16 protein-coding genes are annotated in these 21067 nt (G+C 67.5%); 8 read left to right on the plus strand and 8 right to left on the minus strand.

Going from position 1 to position 21067, the window contains the following annotated elements:
* Nucleotides 1-3: 3 nt before the first annotated feature.
* On the minus strand, nt 4-3201 hold the full coding sequence (locus tag ABD116_RS15605; protein WP_343969575.1) for a penicillin acylase family protein: 3198 nt from the start codon (nt 3199-3201) through the stop codon (nt 4-6).
* Between the two features lie 116 nt (nt 3202-3317).
* Between ABD116_RS15605 and ABD116_RS15610 the strand changes: the two genes are divergently transcribed.
* Nucleotides 3318-3908 (plus strand): TetR/AcrR family transcriptional regulator, encoded by a 591-nt coding sequence (locus ABD116_RS15610; protein WP_343969578.1) that lies wholly within the window; start codon nt 3318-3320, stop codon nt 3906-3908.
* On the opposite strand, the gene ABD116_RS15615 is transcribed toward ABD116_RS15610, so the two are convergent.
* Nucleotides 3905-4828, minus strand: a complete 924-nt coding sequence (locus ABD116_RS15615; RefSeq protein WP_343969581.1) for a neutral zinc metallopeptidase — start codon at nt 4826-4828, stop codon at nt 3905-3907. The two genes, ABD116_RS15610 and ABD116_RS15615, sit on opposite strands and share 4 nt — an antisense overlap.
* A gap of 99 nt (nt 4829-4927) precedes the next feature.
* Between ABD116_RS15615 and ABD116_RS15620 the strand changes: the two genes are divergently transcribed.
* The gene (locus tag ABD116_RS15620; RefSeq protein ID WP_343969584.1) at nt 4928-6043 is read left to right on the plus strand and encodes an aminotransferase class V-fold PLP-dependent enzyme; all 1116 of its coding nucleotides are present in this window, start codon (nt 4928-4930) and stop codon (nt 6041-6043) included.
* 53 nt (nt 6044-6096) lie between these two features.
* Here the strand turns inward: ABD116_RS15620 and ABD116_RS15625 are convergent, their stop codons facing one another.
* Nucleotides 6097-8094, minus strand: coding sequence for a DEAD/DEAH box helicase (locus tag ABD116_RS15625; protein WP_343969587.1), 1998 nt, complete (start codon nt 8092-8094; stop codon nt 6097-6099).
* A gap of 251 nt (nt 8095-8345) precedes the next feature.
* Nucleotides 8346-8687 (minus strand): hypothetical protein, encoded by a 342-nt coding sequence (locus ABD116_RS15630; protein WP_343969590.1) that lies wholly within the window; start codon nt 8685-8687, stop codon nt 8346-8348.
* 78 nt (nt 8688-8765) lie between these two features.
* On the opposite strand from ABD116_RS15630, the gene ABD116_RS15635 reads away from it, so the two are divergent.
* The 4 genes from ABD116_RS15635 (at nt 8766) to ABD116_RS15650 (ending at nt 12692) form a co-directional block, all read left to right on the plus strand.
* Nucleotides 8766-9434 (plus strand): TetR/AcrR family transcriptional regulator, encoded by a 669-nt coding sequence (locus ABD116_RS15635; protein WP_343969593.1) that lies wholly within the window; start codon nt 8766-8768, stop codon nt 9432-9434.
* Between the two features lie 47 nt (nt 9435-9481).
* Nucleotides 9482-9958: a redox-sensitive transcriptional activator SoxR gene (gene soxR, locus ABD116_RS15640; protein ID WP_343969596.1), complete on the plus strand. Its 477-nt coding sequence runs from the start codon at nt 9482-9484 to the stop codon at nt 9956-9958.
* Between the two features lie 153 nt (nt 9959-10111).
* Nucleotides 10112-10771 carry a snapalysin gene (gene snpA / locus ABD116_RS15645; protein WP_343969599.1) on the plus strand — a complete coding sequence of 220 codons (660 nt, stop codon included), beginning with the start codon at nt 10112-10114 and terminating at the stop codon, nt 10769-10771.
* Nucleotides 10772-10904: 133 nt separating this feature from the next.
* On the plus strand, nt 10905-12692 hold the full coding sequence (locus tag ABD116_RS15650) for an HNH endonuclease signature motif containing protein (protein WP_343969602.1): 1788 nt from the start codon (nt 10905-10907) through the stop codon (nt 12690-12692).
* A gap of 533 nt (nt 12693-13225) precedes the next feature.
* Here ABD116_RS15650 and ABD116_RS15655 read toward each other — a convergent pair.
* A complete protein-coding gene (locus ABD116_RS15655) occupies nt 13226-14257 on the minus strand; it encodes a LacI family DNA-binding transcriptional regulator (protein WP_343969605.1) in 1032 nt (343 codons plus the stop codon).
* Nucleotides 14258-14480: 223 nt separating this feature from the next.
* Here ABD116_RS15655 and ABD116_RS15660 point away from each other — a divergent pair, with 223 nt between their 5' ends.
* On the plus strand, nt 14481-15560 hold the full coding sequence (locus tag ABD116_RS15660) for an ABC transporter ATP-binding protein (protein ID WP_343969608.1): 1080 nt from the start codon (nt 14481-14483) through the stop codon (nt 15558-15560).
* Nucleotides 15561-15605: 45 nt separating this feature from the next.
* Here ABD116_RS15660 and ABD116_RS15665 read toward each other — a convergent pair whose 3' ends face one another.
* Complete coding sequence (locus tag ABD116_RS15665; protein WP_343969611.1) at nt 15606-16613, minus strand: glycosyltransferase family 2 protein; 1008 nt, start codon at nt 16611-16613, stop codon at nt 15606-15608.
* A gap of 67 nt (nt 16614-16680) precedes the next feature.
* On the opposite strand from ABD116_RS15665, the gene ABD116_RS15670 reads away from it, so the two are divergent.
* Nucleotides 16681-19122: a YfhO family protein gene (locus tag ABD116_RS15670; protein ID WP_343969614.1), complete on the plus strand. Its 2442-nt coding sequence runs from the start codon at nt 16681-16683 to the stop codon at nt 19120-19122.
* Here ABD116_RS15670 and ABD116_RS15675 read toward each other — a convergent pair.
* Complete coding sequence (locus ABD116_RS15675; RefSeq protein WP_343969617.1) at nt 19115-20101, minus strand: ABC transporter permease subunit; 987 nt, start codon at nt 20099-20101, stop codon at nt 19115-19117. The genes ABD116_RS15670 and ABD116_RS15675 overlap by 8 nt on opposite strands.
* Nucleotides 20098-21030, minus strand: a complete 933-nt coding sequence (locus ABD116_RS15680; RefSeq protein WP_343969620.1) for an ABC transporter ATP-binding protein — start codon at nt 21028-21030, stop codon at nt 20098-20100. Before ABD116_RS15680 ends, ABD116_RS15675 begins: the two co-directional genes overlap by 4 nt.
* Nucleotides 21031-21067 lie beyond the last annotated feature (37 nt).

The following is a 21067-nucleotide window of genomic DNA, read 5'->3' on the forward strand; positions in this document are numbered from 1 at the left end:
TCATCATTGCCTGAAAACCTGCAGCTCATAAAGCGAGTACCCGTACGACGTCGCCCGGCGAGTCCCCGTCATCCGCACGTACCGCGCCGTCACCGGACTGAACCGCGCCACGTCCTCGCCACCGTTCCCAGAAGCAGTCGCATAGACCTGCTGCCAGTTCACGTTGTCGCGAGAAACCTCGATCTTGTACGCCGACCCGTACGCCGCTTCCCACTGCAGCACGACCCGGCCGACCGGCTGGTCGGTCCCGAGATCCACCTTCAACCATTGCGGATCCGACCAGTCGCTCGCCCACCGAGTCCCCAGCGCACCGTCGACGGCATTGGCCGGCGGCGAGTAGTAGATCCCACGCTCGAAGCTGCTGGCAGTAGCGGTCTTCCCCACCGCCTGGTTGCTGACGTCATCTCCACGCCGCGCGGGGAACTCGATCACCTGCTGATAGGTCGGCCGGTTGACCCAAGCCATCCGGTCCTGCGTGATGCCGCCCATCGGCTGATGCACGATCTGATCCGCACAGAACTGGTCCCCTGCGGCACAGTCCCCCGTCGCCGGGTACGTCGTGGCCGCCGGCACCTTCGTTGCCGCCAGCAAGGAATCCGACAGCACCGACCGGCAGGCGGCCAGCGACCCGCCACCGCAGAACGTCACCGGCTGGGCCGTCTTCACCTGATCGCCGAGCACCTTGCGCAGATCCCGCTGAACGAAACCCCACCACCCGTTCTGGAAGGCGGAACCCTGCGCACTCGGCCGCTCGTCGATCTTCTGGGTGTGCACGAGCGCGTTGTAGAGGTCCGGCCCGAGCCCCTGGAACTCCGCCGGCACCAGAATCGGCCACCAGGCATCAAGGATCCGGATCGCCTCAGCATGGTCATACGTCTTCGACGCTTCGTTGGGCGTCTTCCGATGCGCACCGGCGGCCTTCCAAGCCTCCAGCTTCGCCACTGCGTCGGCCACCGCCGGATCCGTGATCGGCGCGCTCTTCAGCACCCTGAGCAGATACGGCAGCACCTGATCGCCCCGCAGGTCGACCGTCGCCGCGTCCTCCATCGCCTCGACCAACTTGCCCCGGGTGAACTTCTGCCCGGACCCGATCACGGCCTTGATCCGGTCATCGAGCGGCTGACTCCGGTACACGGAGTTGTAGCCGAAGTTCCCGTCGGAGGCCGAGAAGCCGGGTGCCTGCTTGTTGTTCCAGCTCGTCAGGTAGTCCTGGTTGACCACCTGCGGATGCTGAGCAGCCGGCGTGTACGTCGCCCGGTTGGTGTCCGGATTCCAGCCCTGCCACTCGTACGAGCTCCAGGTCGGCAGGCTCGGGTCGGCACCGGCCGCGCGGACCGGGTTGTCGCCGGAGTTGAAGTACGCGATGTCGGTCTTGTCCGTGTAGAACCAGTTGAACGTGTAGCCGATGTTCGCGGCCGCCTTCTTGAAGTCCGCCGACGAGTGGATCTGGTCCGGGTCGTTGAGCAACATGAACCCGAGCGCCGACCCCGCCTCGTTCCCGTACGTCGACCGGTTGCTGGTGAACAGGACCGGCTTGCCCGCCACAGTCCCCCGATGCGTGACGATCCCGTACTTCGTCCGCTGCGCGACCAGCGTGTACGACCCGGCCGGCTCCGACGAGCCCAGACTCGAGTACCACGCGTTGTGCCGTTCGAGCTTCTCGATCGGCGTGCACTGACCCCGGAACATGTACGCCGTCGAGGTCTTGCTCGGAGTCGAACCATCGAGCTCGCACAGCGGTACGGCGTACGTGTCCGTGATGTCCTGGCCGGCCGACGTAGCACTCCACGAGTAGTCAGCGCCGCGGCCGATCAGCGTGTAGAAGTTGATGCCGGCGAAGGCGACGCCACGCGAGCTGATGCCGGGGCCTTGGAGCTCCTGGCGCATCAGGAGTTGCGGGGCGAAGTACGAGGTCTGCGGGCCGTAGACGGCGACCGGGTTGCCGCTCTGGGTGTACTGGCCGGAGACCATCAGCGCGTTCGACATGCCCTTCGGGCCGAAGCCCTCGGGGAACACGCCACCGTCGAAGATGCCCTTCAACGCTTGCTTGCCCTGTGCCTTGTTGGGCGGCTTCACCCCGGTGCTGCTCTTGGGCGTCAACGCCTTGGACGCCGCCGAGCCGGTCTGATCGACGACCTCCGGCTCCGGTGTCACCGACCCACGATCGGGCATCGCGCGCCCGGCCGGGTTCGCGCCGACAACCCCATAGGGGAAGGTGGTTCCGTTGTGCACGGTCGTGTTCGCCTCGGGGTCGTTCTGCGACCGGAAGGACTCCCAGACCTTGGTGCCCTGGGCAACGCCGTACTTCGCTTGTGCCTCCAGCAACGCCAGCGCCGACGCCATCTCGCCGCCACCACCGGTCCCGAAGATGCCGGCCACGACGGCGGCCGTGGCGACCACGTCGGTCACCTTCCACGGCTGCGGCGTCGGCAGTCCGAGCGCGACGTACTCACCCGGATACGCGATCCCGACCGTGTTGATGTAGTAGTTGACGCCGTCCACCCAGGCCTGGATGTCCTTCTGCATCTTGAGCCCGTCGGCGCCGTACAGATCGTCGGCGTCGTCGAACTGCTTCTGCAGATCGGCCTCGTTGTACGGCGCGGTCCGCCAGAACTCCTGCTCGAACGCCCGGTTCGCCGCCGCTCCACCCGCGAACGGGGTCAGCTGGCCGCGGCCGAGGTGGCGGAAGACATCCATCACGAAGAGCCGGTCCTGCGCACCGGCGTACCCGGCGCCGAACATCGTGCCCTCACGAGTGGTGCCGGTGATGTGCGGGATGCCGCGGGACTTGTCGCGCACGATCGTGACATCGGCCCGCGGTTTGAAGGTGGACGCGACGTCACCAGGCGCCACGCCGAAGGAGGAGTCGTCGTAGTACGGGTCCAGGCCGTCGTCGGTGATGCCCTGGGAGTTCCAGACCAGTCGCTCGTAGGGTTTGACGGTGTCGCTGAAGTGCGGTGGTCGGGTCCCGAAACCCTTGAAAAGAAGGAGATCCGTGAAGGTCGCGTTGCCGTTCTGTCCCGGCGGGACGATGTCGGCGCACTGGCCGGCGCAGTAGTCGACCGGTGCGGCGGCGGCCGCGGCGGCTGGTTTCGCCTGACTGGTACTGGTCAGGCCTGCGGCGAGTACTGCGCTGACGGCGAGCGCGGCGGTCGTCATACGAGCAACACGGGTGAGCGGAGTGGGGCGGGGGCGCGTCACTGGTCCTCCCTGGGGTGGTCGTCAAAAACTGAGAATGACTCACCAGTAGCATCAGGTCAAGAGTCTTGGACACTTGACCTACTCCACGTACCGTGAGTGCGGTCGAGAGGAGAACGATGGCCCGGGTAGCAGCGCAAGAGCGACGCGCCGACCTCGTGCAGGCGGCGATCAAGGTTGCTACGCGCGAGGGTCTGGCCGCGACCACAACCCGCCGGATCGCGCAGGAGCTCGGCATCTCGGTCGGCATCGTGCACTACTGCTTCCGCTCGAAGGAGGAGCTGCTGCACGAGGTGATCCGGGTGATCGCGGAGGCCCAGGTGGTCGCTGCGCGCGCTGCGATCGTGCCGGGCGGAGACGTGGCGAGCAGCGTGCGGAACGCGTTCTTCGGCTTCTGGCAGTTGGTCGAGGCGACGCCGCAGGCACAGCTGCTGACCTATGAGCTGACGACCTGGGCATTGCGCAACGCGGAGACCGAGCCGTTGGCGAAGGAGCAACGCGCGAGCCAGCTGGCCGGGATCGAGGCGATCCTCGCCGACATCTCGGCGGCAACCGGCTGCGAGTGGAAGGTGCCTGCCGAGCAGCTCGCCCGGATGACGCTGGCCATCACGGATGGCGTGACGCTCGGCTGGCTCGCGGACCGGGACACGGCGTCCGCAGTACAGACTCTCGAGGCGTTTGCCGATCAGCTGCTGAAGCTGGCCGTTTAGGAGACGGCCGCCGGCTTGGCCGTGAAGGTGTTGCAGGCGGCCGGGTCGGCAGCGTCGAAGCCGGCCCGGGACCAGCGGCTGTGGTTGGTCTTGTTGCCGTGCGTGCGCTTCGGGTTCCACTCGTCGCCGCGGTTGCGGACGGTCCATTTCCACTTCAGCAGCCAGGAACCGTGGGCGGGGAAGTACTGCTTGTCGGCACCCAGGTAGACGCCGCTCAGGCAGGACGCCTGCAGTTCGCGCCGGCGACTCTCGAGCAGCTGCATCGAGGTGCTGCCGAGGACCGTTTCGCGGTTGTGCGACGCCTGCAGGATTCCGGTCATCGCCTGCACGTGATGCCCGTACTCATGGGCGATCAGGAAGGCCATCGTCGTCCGGGTCCACAGCGGGTCGTACGTCGTCTGGTTCTTCAGGTCGTAGTCGGCGCTCATGTAGATCGTGCCGTCGCAGTAGACGGCGGTGCTGGTCAGATCGCAGAAGGTGTTGGCCGAGCGACCTGAGTAGACGACGAGTTTGGGCGCCCAGAAGTTGTAACCCGCCTCGCGGATCGCCGGCGCCCAGGCCTTGTTGAGGCAGCCGAGGAACTGGGTGTAGTACTGCTTGATCTTGGCCGGCGACGTCGCTCTGACCGTCGGCTCCTTGCACCTCGACGCCGGGATCCGGCCGATCTTGTACAGCTTGTTCTGCAGGACGATGGCGTTGTCCTGATTCGGCGGCGGCGAGGCAGTCGGCCCGGTCGGCTCAGCAGTCTCCGGTACGCCGGAAGGCGCGGCCGGCGCCATCGGCGTACGGACCGTCGACAGGACCCGGCCCGGCTGGTCGTCGCCGTCCCCGGACATCCGCACCGCCGTCACCCCGGCTGCCGCGACAAGGCCCAGTGCGGCACAGACCAGTACCGTGTTCCCCCACCGGTTCTCCCCCATCGCAACACCATAGCGTCCGCACTCCGCTGGTGCGGTCGCAACTTTTAGTGACGAACCCATGGCAGATCGATGCTGACAGCCACTATGGTGATCTGCACCATGGGCACACATGAGCGGCATCGGTTGACCGAGGTCATCAACGCCAGGGGAACTTTCACACCGCTCGGGGTCTCCCGCAGCTCGGCCGGCGTGGCCGCCGCCGTCGCGGAGGCACTTCCCGAGTTCTTCGTGATGGACGAGCTCGCCGACCGGGCCAGCGAGGCTCTCGCCCACGCGACCGGCGCCCAGGCCGGAGCCGTCACCCACTGCACGTCGGCCGCGATCACTCTGTGCGTCGCGGCCGCGATGGCCGGGACGGATCCGGAGCGGATCGCCGCGCTGCCCGATACGAGCGACATGCACAACCGCGTCGTACTGCCGGCCGGGCACGTGGTCAGCTACGGCCAGTCGATCACGCAGGCTGTGCGCTTGGCGGGTGCCGTCGTCACGGTCGCAGGCGACGAAAACCGTTGCAGCATTGACGATCTGGACGATGAGCTCGCCGGCGAAGACATCGCCTGTCTGCTTCTCGTGTCGTCCCGGCTCGTCACCGGTGAGCCGATCGATCTGACTGCCGCGGTACGCGCTGCGCATCGTCGCGGCGTACCCGCGATCATCGACGGCGCGGCGCAGTTCCCGCGGACTGCGGATCTGCTCGCGACGGGGGCGGACGCCGTGCTGATCAGTGCGCAGAAGTATCTGGCTGCGCCGACAGCCGGTCTGGTGGTGGGCACGCATCGGCTGGTGCGGGCGGTTCGCGCGCAGGAGAAAGGGATCGGGCGCGCGATGAAGCCGACGAAGGAGGCGACGGTCGGGGTGCTCGCGGCGCTGGAGGAGTGGCACGCGATGGATCGGGCCAAGTGGGAGGCCGATCAGGCGGCCAAGGTGCTCGCGTTCGTGACCGCGGCCAACGAGCTGCCTGGGTTGGCTGCGGAAGTACTGGCTGATCCCACCGGTTTGCCCTTGTCGCGCGTGCTTCTGACCGTATCCGGGGGAATCGATGCCACAACGCTGGCCGCCGAACTCGAGCACGGGACACCGGCGATCTACGTCAATACCGCGCAGAGCCTGGAGGGACAGCTCATCCTGGAGCTGGTCCCGCTCGACTCCGACGAGCTGGAGATCATCCTGACCCGGCTGGCAATGGAGCTGCAGGCAACGGAAAAGGCGGACTAGGCAACCAAAAACCCCGGCGACCTTTCGGCCACCGGGGTTTTGCTGGTTCTAGCTCAGCGCTGGAAAGAGCGACCGCTGCCGGAGCGCTCCGGACGACGGCTTCCGCCACCGCTGCCGCCGCGACCCTGGTAACCGCCACCGCCACCACCGAAGCGCTTGCCACCCTTGTTGAAGCCACCGCTTCCGCGGGTCGGCTTCGGGGCGGGCAGCTTGACCGGGTAGCCCGACGGCTTGGTGCCACCGGTCAGCTCGGTCATCAGGCCGTCACCCGGACGGGCGCGGACCGGCTCGGCCGAGACGCCGGCCGACTCGGCCATCCGCATCATGCCCCGACGCTGGTGCGGCAGGAGCAGCGTGACGACCGCGCCCTTGCCACCGGCGCGCGCCGTACGACCGGCGCGGTGCAGGTAGTCCTTGTGCTCGGCCGGCGGGTCAGCCTGGACGACCAGGCCGACGTCGTCGACGTGGATACCGCGGGCGGCGACATCCGTTGCCACCAGCACCGGTACCGAACCGTCCTTGAACTGGTCCAGGGTGCGGTTGCGCGCGCCCTGGGTCAGGCCGCCGTGCAGCGCCGCGGCCATCACGCCACGGTCGCGCAGCTGGGTGGCGACGCGGTCGGCGCCCAGCTTGGTGCGGACGAAGACGATGGTGCGGCCGTCGCGGCTGGCCAGCTCGGCCGTCAGCGACTGCTTGTGACCCGGCTCGATGACGAGCAGGTGGTGCTCCATCGTGGAGACCGTGGCCTGGCCGGACTCGGTCGAGTGCGTGACCGGGTCCTTCAGGTAGGTCTTCACGATCTTGTCCACGTCGTTGTCCAGCGTCGCCGAGAACAGCAGCCGCTGTCCTTCCTTCGGCGTCATGTCCAGCAGCGTGGTGACGGCCGGCATGAAGCCCATGTCGCACATGTGGTCGGCCTCGTCGAGGACCGCGACCTCCACCGCACCGAGGTCGGCAGCGCCCTGCTCACACAGGTCGATCAGCCGGCCGGGGGTGGCGATCAGCAGGTCGACGCCGCGACGCAGCGACTCGATCTGCTTCGGGTAGGGCAGACCGCCCGCGATCAGCTTGATCGTCACGCCCATCACGTGGGCGAGCGGCTCGAGCGCGTCGTGCACCTGCATGGCGAGCTCGCGGGTCGGCACCAGCACCATGCCGCGCGGACGGCGCGACTCGGTGTGGCCGCCCGCCAAACGCATCAGCGTCGGCAGGCCGAACCCGAGGGTCTTGCCGGAGCCGGTCTGACCGCGGCCGAGCACGTCCTTGCCGGCCATCGCGTCCGGGATGGTCGCTTCCTGGATCGGGAACGGCTGGTCGATGCCGTCCTTGGCCAGCCGCTGGACGAGCCGCGGCGCCAGGCCGAGGGCCGCGAAGCCATTGCCCTCGGCAACCTCGCCGAGGTCCTCCATCGGGTCGAACTTGCGCTCCGGCCGGTCGTAGGCCCGGTCCTTGCGGTCGTAGCTGCGGGCCGGACGCTCGCGGTCGAAACCACGGTTGTCCCGCTCACCACGGTCGAACGTGCGCGCCGGACGGTCGTCACGGTTGAAGCTCCGCGCGGGACGCTCGTCGTTGCTGCGCGCCGGACGGTCGTCCCGGTTGAACGTGCGGGCCGGACGGTCGTCGGTGCGCGCCGGACGGTCGCGGTCGAAACCACGGCTGTCCCGGTCGCCACTGCGGAAGGCCGGCTTGTCGGAAGAGCCCTGGTAGCTGCTCTTCGGGTACGACGAGGTCGGCTGGGTGCTCTTCGGGTAGGAAGAACGGCTGTCGGTGCTCCGGTTCGGGGTGCGCTCGGCGGCGCGGTAGCCCTTCACCGGGGCGTCACGACGCTCGCCGCGGCTGCCGCGGTCGGAGTACTGCGAGGGGCCGCCGCGACGCTCGGGAGCGGGGGCGACCTTCTCGACCCGGGCTGAGCTGCGCTCGGTGCCGGGGGTGGTGGGTGCGTCCAGCTCAGCGGCCATCCGCTCGCCGTACGACTGGGTCTGGAACTTCTTGTGCCTCGGCTTCTTGGCGCCATCGGCGGGTACGAACTGGTCCTGGTCGTGCTGGGACACGCAATCTCTCTCTCAACGTCACGGACTGATGCCGGATCGGACCCGCACGCGAGCGCCGGCCAAAATCATTTGGCCGGACTGAACCGTGCTGGGCAGGAGATAGGCATCGACCTGCGGGTGCTATCGCGGATTGCACCCATGTCGCCGGTGGTCCATCAGCGGGATGCTGAAACCGACGGGTCGGAGCGCCTGGGAAATGCTCTGGTGACGCGACTCGCGCACCGACGCCTCTAAGCATACCCGAAATCAGCTCAGCCCTTGACCACGGCCGGTGACCGCCGGCTTCGGGCGACGAGGGCAACGACCACCGCGACGGCGGCGACGGAGATCAGTGGGACGAAAACGGGGGCCATGTCCTTCGACAGGCTGGGTGCGCGATCGGGTCCGATCGCCCACAGGACCAGGGGAATCGCGTAGACGACGGCGAGCAGAGCTGCCCAGGGGCGGAGCGATCGCAGGGCTGTATTACGCAGCGCGCCGGCGAGCACGAGCGCGACGGGGACGATGGCGAGCATCGAGAACTGGCCGATCACCAGGACGGGGACGGCGGCGGCGGAGATCAGGACGGACTTCGGCGTACGGGCGGTGGTCATGGCTGCTCCCTGGGTTAACCTGCGTAACCTTACAGCCGTAACCTTACGGGTTGAGTAAACGAGTGTAAAGTGATCGACATGACTTCGAAGGGGCGCGAGCGGAACAAGCGCGGCGAGGGGGCTCAGCTGCGGGAGGAGATCGTCAGCGCGGCGACGCGGCTGCTGGACGGCGGTACGGAGCAGAGCGTGACGTTGCGCGCGGTGGCCCGGGAGGCGGGGATCACGGCGCCGTCGATCTACTCGCACTTCGCGGATCGGGAGTCGATTCTGCTGGCGGTCGCGCAGGACGGGTTCGCGGAGCTGGAACGGTTGCTGCGGGAGGCTTCGGCCGGCTCGGACGATCACGCATCGGCCGGTTCGGGCGCTACGGGCGCCAGGTTGAGTGATCCGGTTGAGCGGTTACGGGCGGTCTGCGCGGCGTACTTGGATTTTGCCGTGCGGTTGCCGGGGCGGTACCGGATCTTGTTCGGGGCTGCTTGGGACGCGCCGGGGTCGATCGAGCGGGTGCCGGGGTTGGCTGCGGAGGTCGACGGGCTGGGGATGGGGGCTTTCGGCGTACTGGCCGAGGCCGTTGCCGATTGCGCAGCTGCCGGCCGGTCGGCCAGTAAGGATGCGAGGGCGGATGCGGCCGCTCTTTGGGTTGGGTTGCATGGTTTCGCGCAGCTGCAGACGGCGGCGTCGTTGTTTCCCTGGCCTGACGGGCTGTTGGCGACCATCGTCGATCGGCTGGCACTGTTGCAGGACTGAGGCTCAAGCGTCCTTCAGCTCTTGTGTGGGCGATCTACTGTGAAGGTATGGCGGAGGAGACCATTCCCAGCAAGGACCACTGGCTGTCGATCGGCGAGATCGCCCATCGTTCGGGTGTCGCCGCGTCGGCCTTGCGGTTCTACGAGGACCAGGGGCTGATCGCCTCCCGACGGACCGCCGGGAACCAGCGGCAGTACTTGCGCAGTACGTTGCGGCGGATCGCTTTCGTCCAGGCCGCGCAACGGGTCGGCCTGGCGCTGGCCGAGATCAAGTCCGCACTGGATTCGTTGCCTGACGACCGTACTCCGACCCGCGCCGACTGGAGCCGGCTGTCGAAGTCCTGGCGCAGCCGGCTGGACGACCGGATCGCCGAGCTCGAGCGGCTCCGCGACGACCTCGACGGATGCATCGGCTGTGGCTGCCTGAGCCTGCAGCGCTGCAACCTCTACAACAAGGCCGACCGGCTGGCCGAGCGTGGACCGGGCGCCCGCATTCTGAACGTCGGCATACCCGGCGAGTTATGACAGTCATACCGCCGGCCCCGGCGAACGAGGGTTAACCCCTTCCTTTCTCCCGTTCTGGTGTGGAATTCCGCCGGACTTGGCAAGCTGCCGATCTGTAGCGATCAGTAATCCGCCGGTCGCTTTCCGCCACAGATCACGGAGTGAGGCCCTCCCATGTCGCATCGCCGTATCCTGACCTCCCTGGCCGGGCTGGCCGCAGCCGCCCTCGCCGTCCCTGCCTACGCCGCTGCTGCACCAGCCCCAGAGCCGGCCCAGGCAAGCCACGTCTCGACGTACACCGGATCACCCCAGGACCAGGCCGCCACCAAGGCCTTCTACGACGCGGTGATGAAGTCAGTGAAGGCCAAGCAGGCCAAGTCCGGCAACAAGCTCGCCGCCGTCACCGTCACCTACGCGGTCGACGCCCCGACCTTCGCCTCCCAGATCGCCTCCAGCACCTCGATCTGGAACTCCTCGGTCAGCAACGTCACCCTGGTCGAAGGCAGCAACTACGACTTCTACTACACCGAGGGCAACGACCCCCGCGGCTCCTACGCCTCAACAGACGGCCACGGCAGCGGCTACGTCTTCCTGGACTACGCCCAGGCCCAGCAGTACGACCCCCTGAGAATCACCGCCCACGAAACCGGCCACGTCCTAGGCCTCCCCGACCACTACTCCGGCCCCTGCAGCGAGTTGATGTCCGGCGGCGGCCCCGGCCCTTCATGCACCAACCCCAACCCCGACGCCAACGAACGAGCCCAGGTCAACTCCCTCTGGGCCAACGGCCTAACCACCCTCAACTCAAAAGCCGCCTTCCACACCTCCAAGTGACCTAACTCCCCCAAGCCTCCGGCTCGGACCCGCCCGGCAGGGGACGGCTCCGAGCCGGAGTCCTTTATAAGCAAGGGAATTCAGCTCCTTCAGCGATTTGCACCGTCCGCTCACGGAGCGTAGTATCGAACACATGTTCGAGAGTGATGTGGTCGCGTGGGACACAGCGGAGACGCTGGCCGCTTCCGCGCGGGCCCAGGCCGACGAACACGAAGCCGGCATCCAGCGCCTCCTGCTCGCCACCCACTACGCCGACCTGCACCCCGACCCGGCGATGATCCCGGCCGACCAGTCCTGCCCCGGCGCCGAACGCGCCCTGCACCCCGGCGGTCCCGGCTGTCCCGGGATCGCCGAGTTCGCCGTGGCCGAGTACGGCGTCGTCCTGGGCCTCTCGATCGAGACCGCCGCGAAGACCCTCGGCCAAGCCCTCGCCCTGCGCCACCGCCTCCCGCTGATCTGGGACCGCGTCCTGGCCCGCGAAGCCATCCCCTGGCGCGCCCGCGAAGCCGCCACCGCCTCGATGCACCTATCGGTCGACGCCGCCGCCATCGTCGACACCCGCGTCGCCCCCATCATCAACACCGTCGGCCCGATCCAGCTCCGCAACATCATCAAAGCCGCCCTCTGGGAAGCCGACCCCGAGACCGCCAAAGCCGCCGCCGAACAGAAAGCCCGCGAACGCGGCGTCTACATCGGCCGCTCCGACGACCACGGCACCACCACCATCGTCGTCAAAGCCGACACCGGCTCGGTCATCTTCTTCGACGCCACCATCGACCAGATGGCTGACGCCCTCAACACCCTCGAAGGCCCCGCCCCACGCCAAACCCAGCGAGCCCGCGCCTTCAGCATCATGGCCGACCCCTCCCTGTCCCACCTCTTCCTCCAGGTAGCCCAGTACCTCGCCACCCACCAGCCCACCACCACCCCAGAACCTGCGGAGAGCACAACCAACCCCGCCGACGCACCCACCTCCACATCAGACACTGCAGGCTGCTCCACCCTGGACACCATGCGCGCCGAGGAATCTGCGGCCTCTGCGCCCGCTCGGCCCACCGGCGCCTGTCCTGCGGCGTCGTCCACCGGCGCTACCGACTTGGGACCCTCGGATCTGTCCGCAAGCATCCACAACCCCTCGGACCGACTACACGGACAGGCAGTCTCAGAACTCGCCTCGACTACCCGCACAGAGCCGGCCGAAGCCATGCCGGTCGAGATGCCATGCCAGGCCGAGGAACCCTGCTGGCTCGACGAGCCCGCCATGAACACCGAACCTGACGGGAACCGGCTACGCCGACCCCGCGTGGAACCACTCGACCCCACCATGGCCGACACCCTCACCACCGCCATGGATGCTGCCGCACGCGACAACCTCGCCGCCAAACTCTTCGCCCTCAAAACCGCCGCCCACAAAGCCGGAATCCCCGCGACCAGACCCGGCAAGATCAAGCTGTATGTCCACCTGACCGACGAGACCCTGCTCGCCGGTCAGGGAACCATGCGCATCGAGCGTTTCGGGCCCGTCTACGCGAAGCTCGCCGAACTCGTCGGCTATGACCGGGTCCTGGTCCAGCCGGTCATCGATCTCAACGAGGGCTACAACGTCAACGCCTACGAGATCCCAGGCTGGATGCGCGAGCGGGTCAAGCTCACCTACCCGGTCGAACAGTTTCCGTACGGGCCGGGCGAGACCACCAACCGGACCGACCTCGACCACGTCATCCCCTACGACCCCAACGGACCCGCAGGCCAGACCAGCACCACCAACCTGCGACCGCTCCGCCGACGCAGCCACCGAATCAAGACCTTCGCCGGCTGGACCGAACACACCAACGGCAACGCCACCGCATGGACCACCCGCCACGGCTACCGATTCCGCGTAGACCACAACGGTACCCACCCCATCCACGACGACGGATAACACCGTCGACATCGCGGGCAACCACAGAGAGAGCATCCATCCCGTTCTCGTCCTGCGAGGATGGAGGCGCCTCGTCGTCATCCGGTGGCGACGACGGGGCGAAGGTGCTCATTGGCGTGGAACTCATCATCCGCCGGCGAGTTGCCGCCGCGCTTAATCGTGCTCTCGCGGCTCAACCCGATGGATCTCTCGACGCGACAAGATCTCTTGTTCCTCGCCCCCACCGCTGCCGACAGCAAGCTCGATCGCAGAGTCTCAGCACGGCGCGTTGTTGCTACCCACCGCTGACCGGAAGCGCGGCACCGCCTAGACCAGTCACGGGGCCGGGCGCACCGTCTCTTCTGTTCTTGTGCTTCTCGTCTTGTTCTTACTGCCGCGCGCTTGCTCTGGCCGTGGTTCGTAGGCTCGCGAGCTCACCCGTAGGTCTCTGCGCGACGGCGCGTTCTGCGTTCCCTTTTCACCGCTGAGCGGCGGCGCGGCACTCCGGCCGATCACAGGTCGGGTGGCGCACTATTCGGTCTTGTCCTTCGCTCTTACCCCTGTGCGGGGTGGTGGGGGCCGGTGGTGTTGCGGACTACGAGTTCTGGGCGGAAGAGGAATTCTGTGTGGGGGGTGGTGTGGCCGCGGACTTCTTCCAGGAGGGCTTGTACTGCGGCTAGGCCCATTGCCTGGACGGGTTGGCGGACTGTGGTCATGGGTGGGTCGGTGAACTCCATCATGGGGGCGTCGTCGTAGCCGACTACTGAGATGTCGGTGGGGACGGAGAGGCCGCGTTGGCGGGCGGCTCGGATTGTGCCCAGGGCCATCATGTCGGAGCCGCAGACGATGGCGCTGACACCGGCGTCCAGGAGGCGTTGGGCTGCGGCTTGGCCGCCTTCTACGCCGAACATGCTGAGTTGGACCAGGTCGGAGAGGTCGTCATCGGTCAAGCCCAGTTGGGCTTTCATGGCGGTGCGGTAGCCGGCCAGTTTGCGTTGGACGACGATGAAGCGTTCGGGGCCGGACGCGAAGCCGATCCGTCGGTGGCCTAGGGCAACCAAGTGGGAGACAGCGAGTTCCATTGCGGCGTGCTCGTCGGAGGAGACGAAGGGGGCCTCGACGCCGGGGAGCCAGCCGTTGACGAAGACGACCGGCAAGTTGCGGTCGACCAGGGACTGGTAGCGGGCGTGGTCGGCGCCGGTGTCGGCGTGCAGGCCGGAGACGAAGATGATGCCGGAGACGCCGCGTTCGAGCAGCATCTCGACGTACTCCTCCTCGGTCGCGCCCGATGGGGACTGCGTGCACAGGACCGGGGTGTAGCCGCGCTGGGACAGCGCCGACTCGATCACCTGGGCGAAGGCGGGGAAGATCGGGTTGATCAGTTCCGGCATCACCAGCCCGATCAGGCCGGCCGAGCGGCGGCGCAGCCGGGTCGGGCGTTCGAAGCCCAGAACGTCGAGCGCGGTCAGTACCGCCTGTCTGGTCTCTTCCGCGACGCCCGGTTTGCCGTTCAGGACCCGGGACACCGTCGCCTCGCTGACGCCGGCCTTGACCGCGATGTCCGCCAGCCTCGCTCTACTGCTCACGGCGGCACCTTACCCACCGGTCACTGAACTTGCAGCAAGATGTTGCAAGAAATTGCAGACCAGACCTGCGCAGAAGTGTCCACCACGTGAACAAACCGGACACGTCACACGCCGTACACCTTGTCAGGAGCTGTCGCTCAGGTGAGGATGGGCCCACCCCCGCCTGGGGGCCTTTACTCGGATCGTCCGGCACGTTCCTGCCGGTGAAGGAAGGTACACAGTCATGGCTACTGTCTCGTTCAAGGCGGCGACCCGGGTCTACCCCGGTTCTGAGACGCCCGCCGTCGACAAGCTCAACCTCGAGATCGAGGACGGCGAGTTCATGGTCCTCGTCGGCCCGTCCGGTTGTGGCAAGTCCACCTCGCTGCGGATGCTCGCGGGCCTCGAAGAGGTCAACGAGGGTTCCATCTACATCGGCGACCGCGATGTCACCCACCGCCCGCCGAAAGAGCGGGACATCGCGATGGTGTTCCAGAACTACGCCCTGTACCCGCACATGTCGGTCGCGGACAACATGGGCTTCGCGCTGAAGATGCAGGGTGTCTCCAAGGAGGACCGCGCCAAGCGGGTCCAGGAGGCCGCCAAGCTGCTCGGCCTCGAGGAGTACCTGGACCGCAAGCCGAAGGCCCTGTCCGGTGGACAGCGTCAGCGCGTCGCCATGGGTCGCGCCATCGTGCGTAACCCGCAGGTCTTCCTGATGGACGAGCCGCTGTCGAACCTCGACGCCAAGCTGCGGGTCCAGACCCGTACCCAGATCGCCGAGCTGCAGCAGCGTCTCGGCGTCACCACCGTCTACGTCACCCACGACCAGGTCGAGGCCATGACGATGGGCGACCGGGTCGCGGTGCTCAAGGACGGTCTGCTCCAGCAGGTCGACACCCCGCTGAACCTGTACGACAACCCGAAGAACCTGTTCGTGGCCGGCTTCATCGGCTCGCCCGCGATGAACCTGCTGACCGCCGACCTGGTCGACGGCGGCGCCAAGCTCGGCGACTACACCATCCCGGTCTCCCGCGACATCCTGGCCAAGGCCGGCAGCGACAAGACCGTGTCGATCGGCGTCCGTCCGGAGGCCTTCAAGGTCTCCGACACCGGCCTGCCGGTGAAGGTGGCCGTGATCGAGGAGCTCGGCGCTGACGCGTTCCTCTACGGCACCGCCGAGCACGACGGCAACCACCAGCAGATCGTGGCCAAGATCGGCGCCCGGATGAACGTCGAGAAGGGCTCGCTGATCCACCTCGAGGCGCAGACCGACAAGCTGCACCTGTTCTCGGCTTCGACCGAAGAGCGTCTGACTGCCTGATCCACTGGAACGCGGGCCCTGGGTTGTCTACCCAGGGCCCGTTTTTCAATCCCGGTCGAGCCGTACTTCGTCGGTATGGCTGTGCAGCTTGTACGTCGCTGTGCTCGCCCCACCCAGGATGACCCCCGGCGGCGTCAGGTTGCTCTCCTTGACCAGGTAATGCGGCCGCTGCTTGGTCTCGTAATAGATCCGCCCGATGTACTCGCCGATCACCCCGAGCATCACCATCTGCAGGCCGCCGAGCCCGGTGATCGCGGCGATCAGCGTGACGTACCCCGGCATCTCCACGCCCTGCGTTGCCGCCACCACGATCACCCAGATCGCATAGAGCACCGCGACGGTCGTGAGCAGCATGCCGACGTAGATCGCGGCCCGCAGCGGCTTGTTGTTGAACGACAGCAACCCGTCCAGCCCGTACTCGAACAGCTTGCGGAACGACCAACGGCTGCGCCCACCGCCCTCGCGCTGGACGTTCTCGTACTCGAAGATGATCGAGTCGAACCCGATCCAGGCGAACAGCCCCTTGGAGAACCGGTTGTTCTCCTCCAGCTTCAGCAGCCCGTCGACCGCGCGCCGCGAGATCAGCCGGAAGTCGCCGACACCGTCCATCAGCTCGACATCGGCCCAGCGATTGATCAGCCAGTAATACGTCCGGGCGAGCAGCGTCCGGGTCGCGGGGTCGCCGGCCCTGGTCCGGCGCGCGATCACCTGGTCGAAACCCTTGGTGTGCAGTTCGAGCATCCGGCCGATCAGCTCCGGCGGGTGCTGCAGATCCGCGTCCATCAGGATCACCGCGTCGCCGCCGGCGTGCCGCAGACCGGCCAGCATGGCGGCCTCCTTGCCGAAGTTCCGGCTGAAGGACAGGTACCGGACGGCCGGGTCGGCGCGGGCGATCTCGATCACCGCGTCGAGCGTGCCGTCCTTGCTGCCGTCGTCGACGTAGATGATCTCGTAGGGTTCGTGGGTCCCGGTCAGCTCCCGGCTGACCGCCTCGTGGAACCGGGCGATCACGTCGGCTTCGTTGAAACAGGGAACCACCAGCGTCAACCGCATTGCACTCCAGGAGAGATCCAACGACCTGGCCAGGAGTGTAGCCTGGCGCGCGGTAGAGGGGAGCGCGATGCCGAAGGCAAGAATCCCGGCGCCCGAGGCGTGGGTCGCGGGAGCGGTGGCCGCTGTCGGCTTCATGGTGGCCGGGATGTTCCGCGGCACGTTCCCCTTCGGGCAGGCCTCACGCAGTACGAACGACCTCGGCGTGCAGTACATCCCGTTCTTCGCGCACCTGTGGGATGTCCTGACGGGCAACGCCCAGGGCGACCTGTTGTTCAACTGGCAGAGCGGATTCGGGGTCGGGTTCCTCGCCGACTTCGGGGTCGATCTCGGCAGTCCGCTGTCGCTGCTGGTGGTGCTGTTCCCGCGCGATGACATCGATCTCGCCGTCTTCGTGATCACCACGCTGAAGCTTGCATTGGCGGCCGCTGCAATGGCGGCGTTGCTACGGCGGATGAAGCCTGGACCGTGGTGGCTCGCGGCGGTGCTCGGCGCGTCGTACGGGCTGTGTGGGTGGGCGATCGACGACGCGGCGTACGTGCCGATGTGGCTCGACGGGCTGATCGCGCTGCCGATGCTGTGTCTGGTCGGCGAGTGGTCGCTGCAGCGCAAGCACCGGATCCTGAGCGTGCTCGTGGTCGGCGTGTTCTGGGTGTCCAACTTCTACACCGCTTACATGGCGACGATCGCGGCCAGCCTGATCCTGATCGTTCGGGTCCTGACCAGCGAGCTCGCCTGGGCCGACCGGCTGCGCGGCCTGCTGCGGCACGCGCTCACGATGATTCTCGGCCTGGCCCTGTCGACGCCAGTCCTGATCCCCGTCTTCAAGACCAACGCGCTCGCGGCGCCGTCGCCGTCCGGCCATTTCGTCCCGGTCTCACTGGAGAGCTTCTTCTCACGCCTCCTGCCACTGACCGAAGGCGTCTCCCGCAGTGCCGGCCTGTACGTCGGTACTGCGGCCCTGCTGCTCGCCGCGACCCTCCCGTTCAACGGATCCGTCCGAGCCGTCACGCGGATCGCCTGGACCCTGCTGGCGGTCCTCGTCGGCGCCTCGTTCCTGTGGAAGCCGACCCACGACATGTGGCACGGCTTCGACACCCCGAACGGCAGCCAGTACCGCGAAGGCTTCGTGCTCTGCGCGATCCTCGTCATCGCCGCCTGGCTGTCCGTCGCCGACCGCACGCCGAGCTGGATCGCGCTGCTCGGCGGCACGGCACTCGTCGTCACCCTCGCGATCTGCACGCAGCACAGTCCCCTGCTCACCAACGGCAGCATCATCGTGCTGAGCTGCTCGGGCGGCCTCCTACTCGCCGTTCTGCTGGCGATCCGGTACTTCGGGCAGGCACGGCTGGTCGCGATCGTCGGCGCCGTGCTGGTCATCGGCGCAATGGGCGTCGAGCTGGCCTGGACGGCGATCGTGGTCGATCACGAGCGCAACAAGGTGCTCACCGCCTCCGCGGAACCGTGGGGCGCGCAGCAGAGCGACCTGGCCGACAAGGTGCGCGAGGCGGGCGACTGGCCGAAGTACCGGACTGATCCCGGCACGTCGCTGACGCCGAACGACCCGGTGCTGCTGGGTGGCCAGGGACCCGGCTACTACAGCAGCCTGCTGCCCGCGAGTCTGAACCACACGCTGACCAACCTCGGCTTCGGCTGGCAGGGGTACGGGCGGGCATCGCTCGAGCTCGACAACCCGGTCACGGACGCGATCTTCTCCATCGGCGCGCGCCTCGAGGACGGGACCATCAAGCGCGCCGAGGTGCCGCCGCTCGTCCGGGTTCAGCCGAAGCCGGCTGACGGCGCCCCTGAGCCGGATAGCGTCTTCGCTTATCAGGAAAGACTTTCGGGCGCTCAGGTGTACGACGTACCGAAGTATCGCGGGCGCCGGATCGAGCCCGGACTGGTCACCTTGACGGCCTCGTGCCCGGTCGGCTCGACCGTGTACCTGAGCCTGCCGCGCACCGGTGGGCAGGCGCGGATCGGCGCCGACAGCGAGTGGCGGAACCTGATCGCCACCAAGCGACCGGGCAGCAACACGAGCAGCGCGGTGCTCGAGGTGGGTAAGACGCCGGCGAGCGGGGTCGCGGTCATCGAGCTCAAGATTCTCGTCTCGCCGTACGCGCTCCCGGTGAGCGGGGCGATCGGCTGCCTCGACGAGGCCAAGCTGACGAAGGCTGTCGCCGCGCTACGAGCCGCTGGGGCCACGGACGTGAAGACCGGCGGCCATTCGATCGACGCGACGCTGAAGCCCGGGAGTACAGGGCTTGCGGTGGTCGCGGTGCCGCGGACGGACGGCTGGCGTTGCTCGGTCGATGGCGGCAAGGCGCAGGACGCGGGCGAGTTCGGCGGGCTGATCGCCGTGCAGCTGCCAGGACCGAGCCAGAAGATCCACTGTGGCTTCCGGCCGCCAGGCCTCGAGCTCGGCCTGGCGGCCGCCGGTGGATCCATCTTGATCACCGGTGGTCTTGCGCTGTTCTCGCTGCTACGCCGCAGGCGGCAGACAGCTAGTTGACGTCGCGACGGCGGAAGACCAGCGCCCCGATCGCGATGATGACGACGGCACCGATGCTCAGGTACCAGGCACCGTGCTCGAAGGACAGATGCTTCTCGACCGAGTTGCAGTTGTAGCTGCCGTCCTGGCCGGTGGCGCATTTCTCCACGTAGTACGTCGTCCCGTGCAGCACGAAGGCGTCGAAGTTGAGCCGGATCAACCACGGCTGCACCTGGGTCAGGAACCCACCGAACACACCTTCGACCAGTACTACGTACGCCATCACGACCCCGATCGCAGCCGCCGTATGCCGCAGCAACAGCCCGACGGCACCACCGATCGCCGCCCCGATCGCCGTCATCAGCACGACCCGCCCCGACGTCTCGGCCAGGTTGCCCCAGACCTTGCCCGTCGTACCGGCCGTGATGCCAAGCTTGTCGATGATCAGGTACGTCCCGAACACCAGGATCGCGGTGATCACCACCGCCACCGGGGCGAGCCCGATCCCGGCGCCGGCCAGCTTGCTGGCGTAGACGCGCATCCGGCGCGGCTCGAACGTGAGCCAGTTGCCGATCGCCCCACTGCTGAACTCGGCCCCGACGAAACTGGCCCCGATCAGGAACGCCATCGCCACCAGCAGGTAGGACAACCCCTGCAACATGGTCGGCATCAGCTCGGAGAACACGTTCTTCGGCTTGCCGTACTGCTCGATCGTCGGCGGGCCCGGGCAGAAGTCCTTCAACGCGGGCTTCGGGTCGGGCGCCGAGGCGTACGAGGCCTCGCAGTCCTTCTGGTACTGCTCGCCGTGCAGCTCCCAGTCCTTCTGCGCCTGCTCGAAGTAGACCTGGTTCTGCTGCTGCTCCGCCGCCGACAACGGCCGGGAATCGCGCCAGGTGGCGAACAGCAGGAAGGCGGTGATGATCAGGACGGCGGCGACGCCGATGATCGCGAGCCGGCGCGAGGCCAGCCGGCGGAGCTCGACTCCGGTGAGGCGGATCACTGGTCGCCTCCCAGTCCCTCGTCGGCGGTCAGTTCGAGGAAGACGGACTCCAGGTCGGCGCGGACCGGGACCAGCTCGGACACGTACAACTCCTGTTGGGCCAGCCTTCTGGTCACTTCGGCCGAGTGCTCAGCGCCGTCGACGAAGAGGTAGTTGCCTTCGGCCCGTACTGTCAGGCCTGACGCGGTCAGGATCGACGCGGCCTTGTCCAGTTGGTCCACGCCGATCTTCACGGTGGACTTGCCGCTGCCGCCGATCACCTCGGCGACGGTGCCGGAGGCGAGCAACCGGCCGTGCCCGATGATCGAGACGGTGTCCGCGACCTGCTCGACCTCGGCCAGGATGTGACTGCTGACCAGGACCGTGCGGCCCTGCTCCCCCAGCCCGCGCATCGTCTCGCGGATCTCCCGGATGCCGGCCGGATCGAGGCCGTTGGTCGGCTCGTCGAAGATCAGCAGGTCGGGCTGCTTGAGCAGCGTGGCCGCGATCGCCAGCCGCTGCTTCATGCCGAGCGAGTAGGTCTTGAACCGGTCCTTGCCGCGCTCGTTCAGCGAGGTCTCCTCGAGCACCTCGCCGACCCGCTTGCGCGGCGCGCCGATCGCGTCGGCGAGCAGCTCGAGGTTCTTCCGGCCGCTGAACGACGGGAAGAACTTCGGCGACTCGACGATCGCGCCGACCCGGCCGACCACGTCGGGCAGCCGGTCCGGTACCACCTGGCCGAACACGGTCATCGTGCCGGCGTCGGCCCGGACCAGCCCGAGCAGCATCCGGATCGAGGTCGTTTTGCCGGAGCCGTTCGGCCCGAGGAACCCGTGCACCCCGCCGATCGGAACCTCCAGATCGAGCCCCTGCACCGCGACCACCCGCTTGCCCCGCCTGGTCCGGTACGTCTTCCGCAGCGCCTGCGTGCGAATAGCCAGCTCAGGCATGCCGCCCCTCTCCCTCAGAACCCCCTCGGCGAGGGGG

It is taken from the genome of Kribbella koreensis (assembly GCF_039525325.1).
GTDB lineage: Bacteria > Actinomycetota > Actinomycetes > Propionibacteriales > Kribbellaceae > Kribbella > Kribbella koreensis.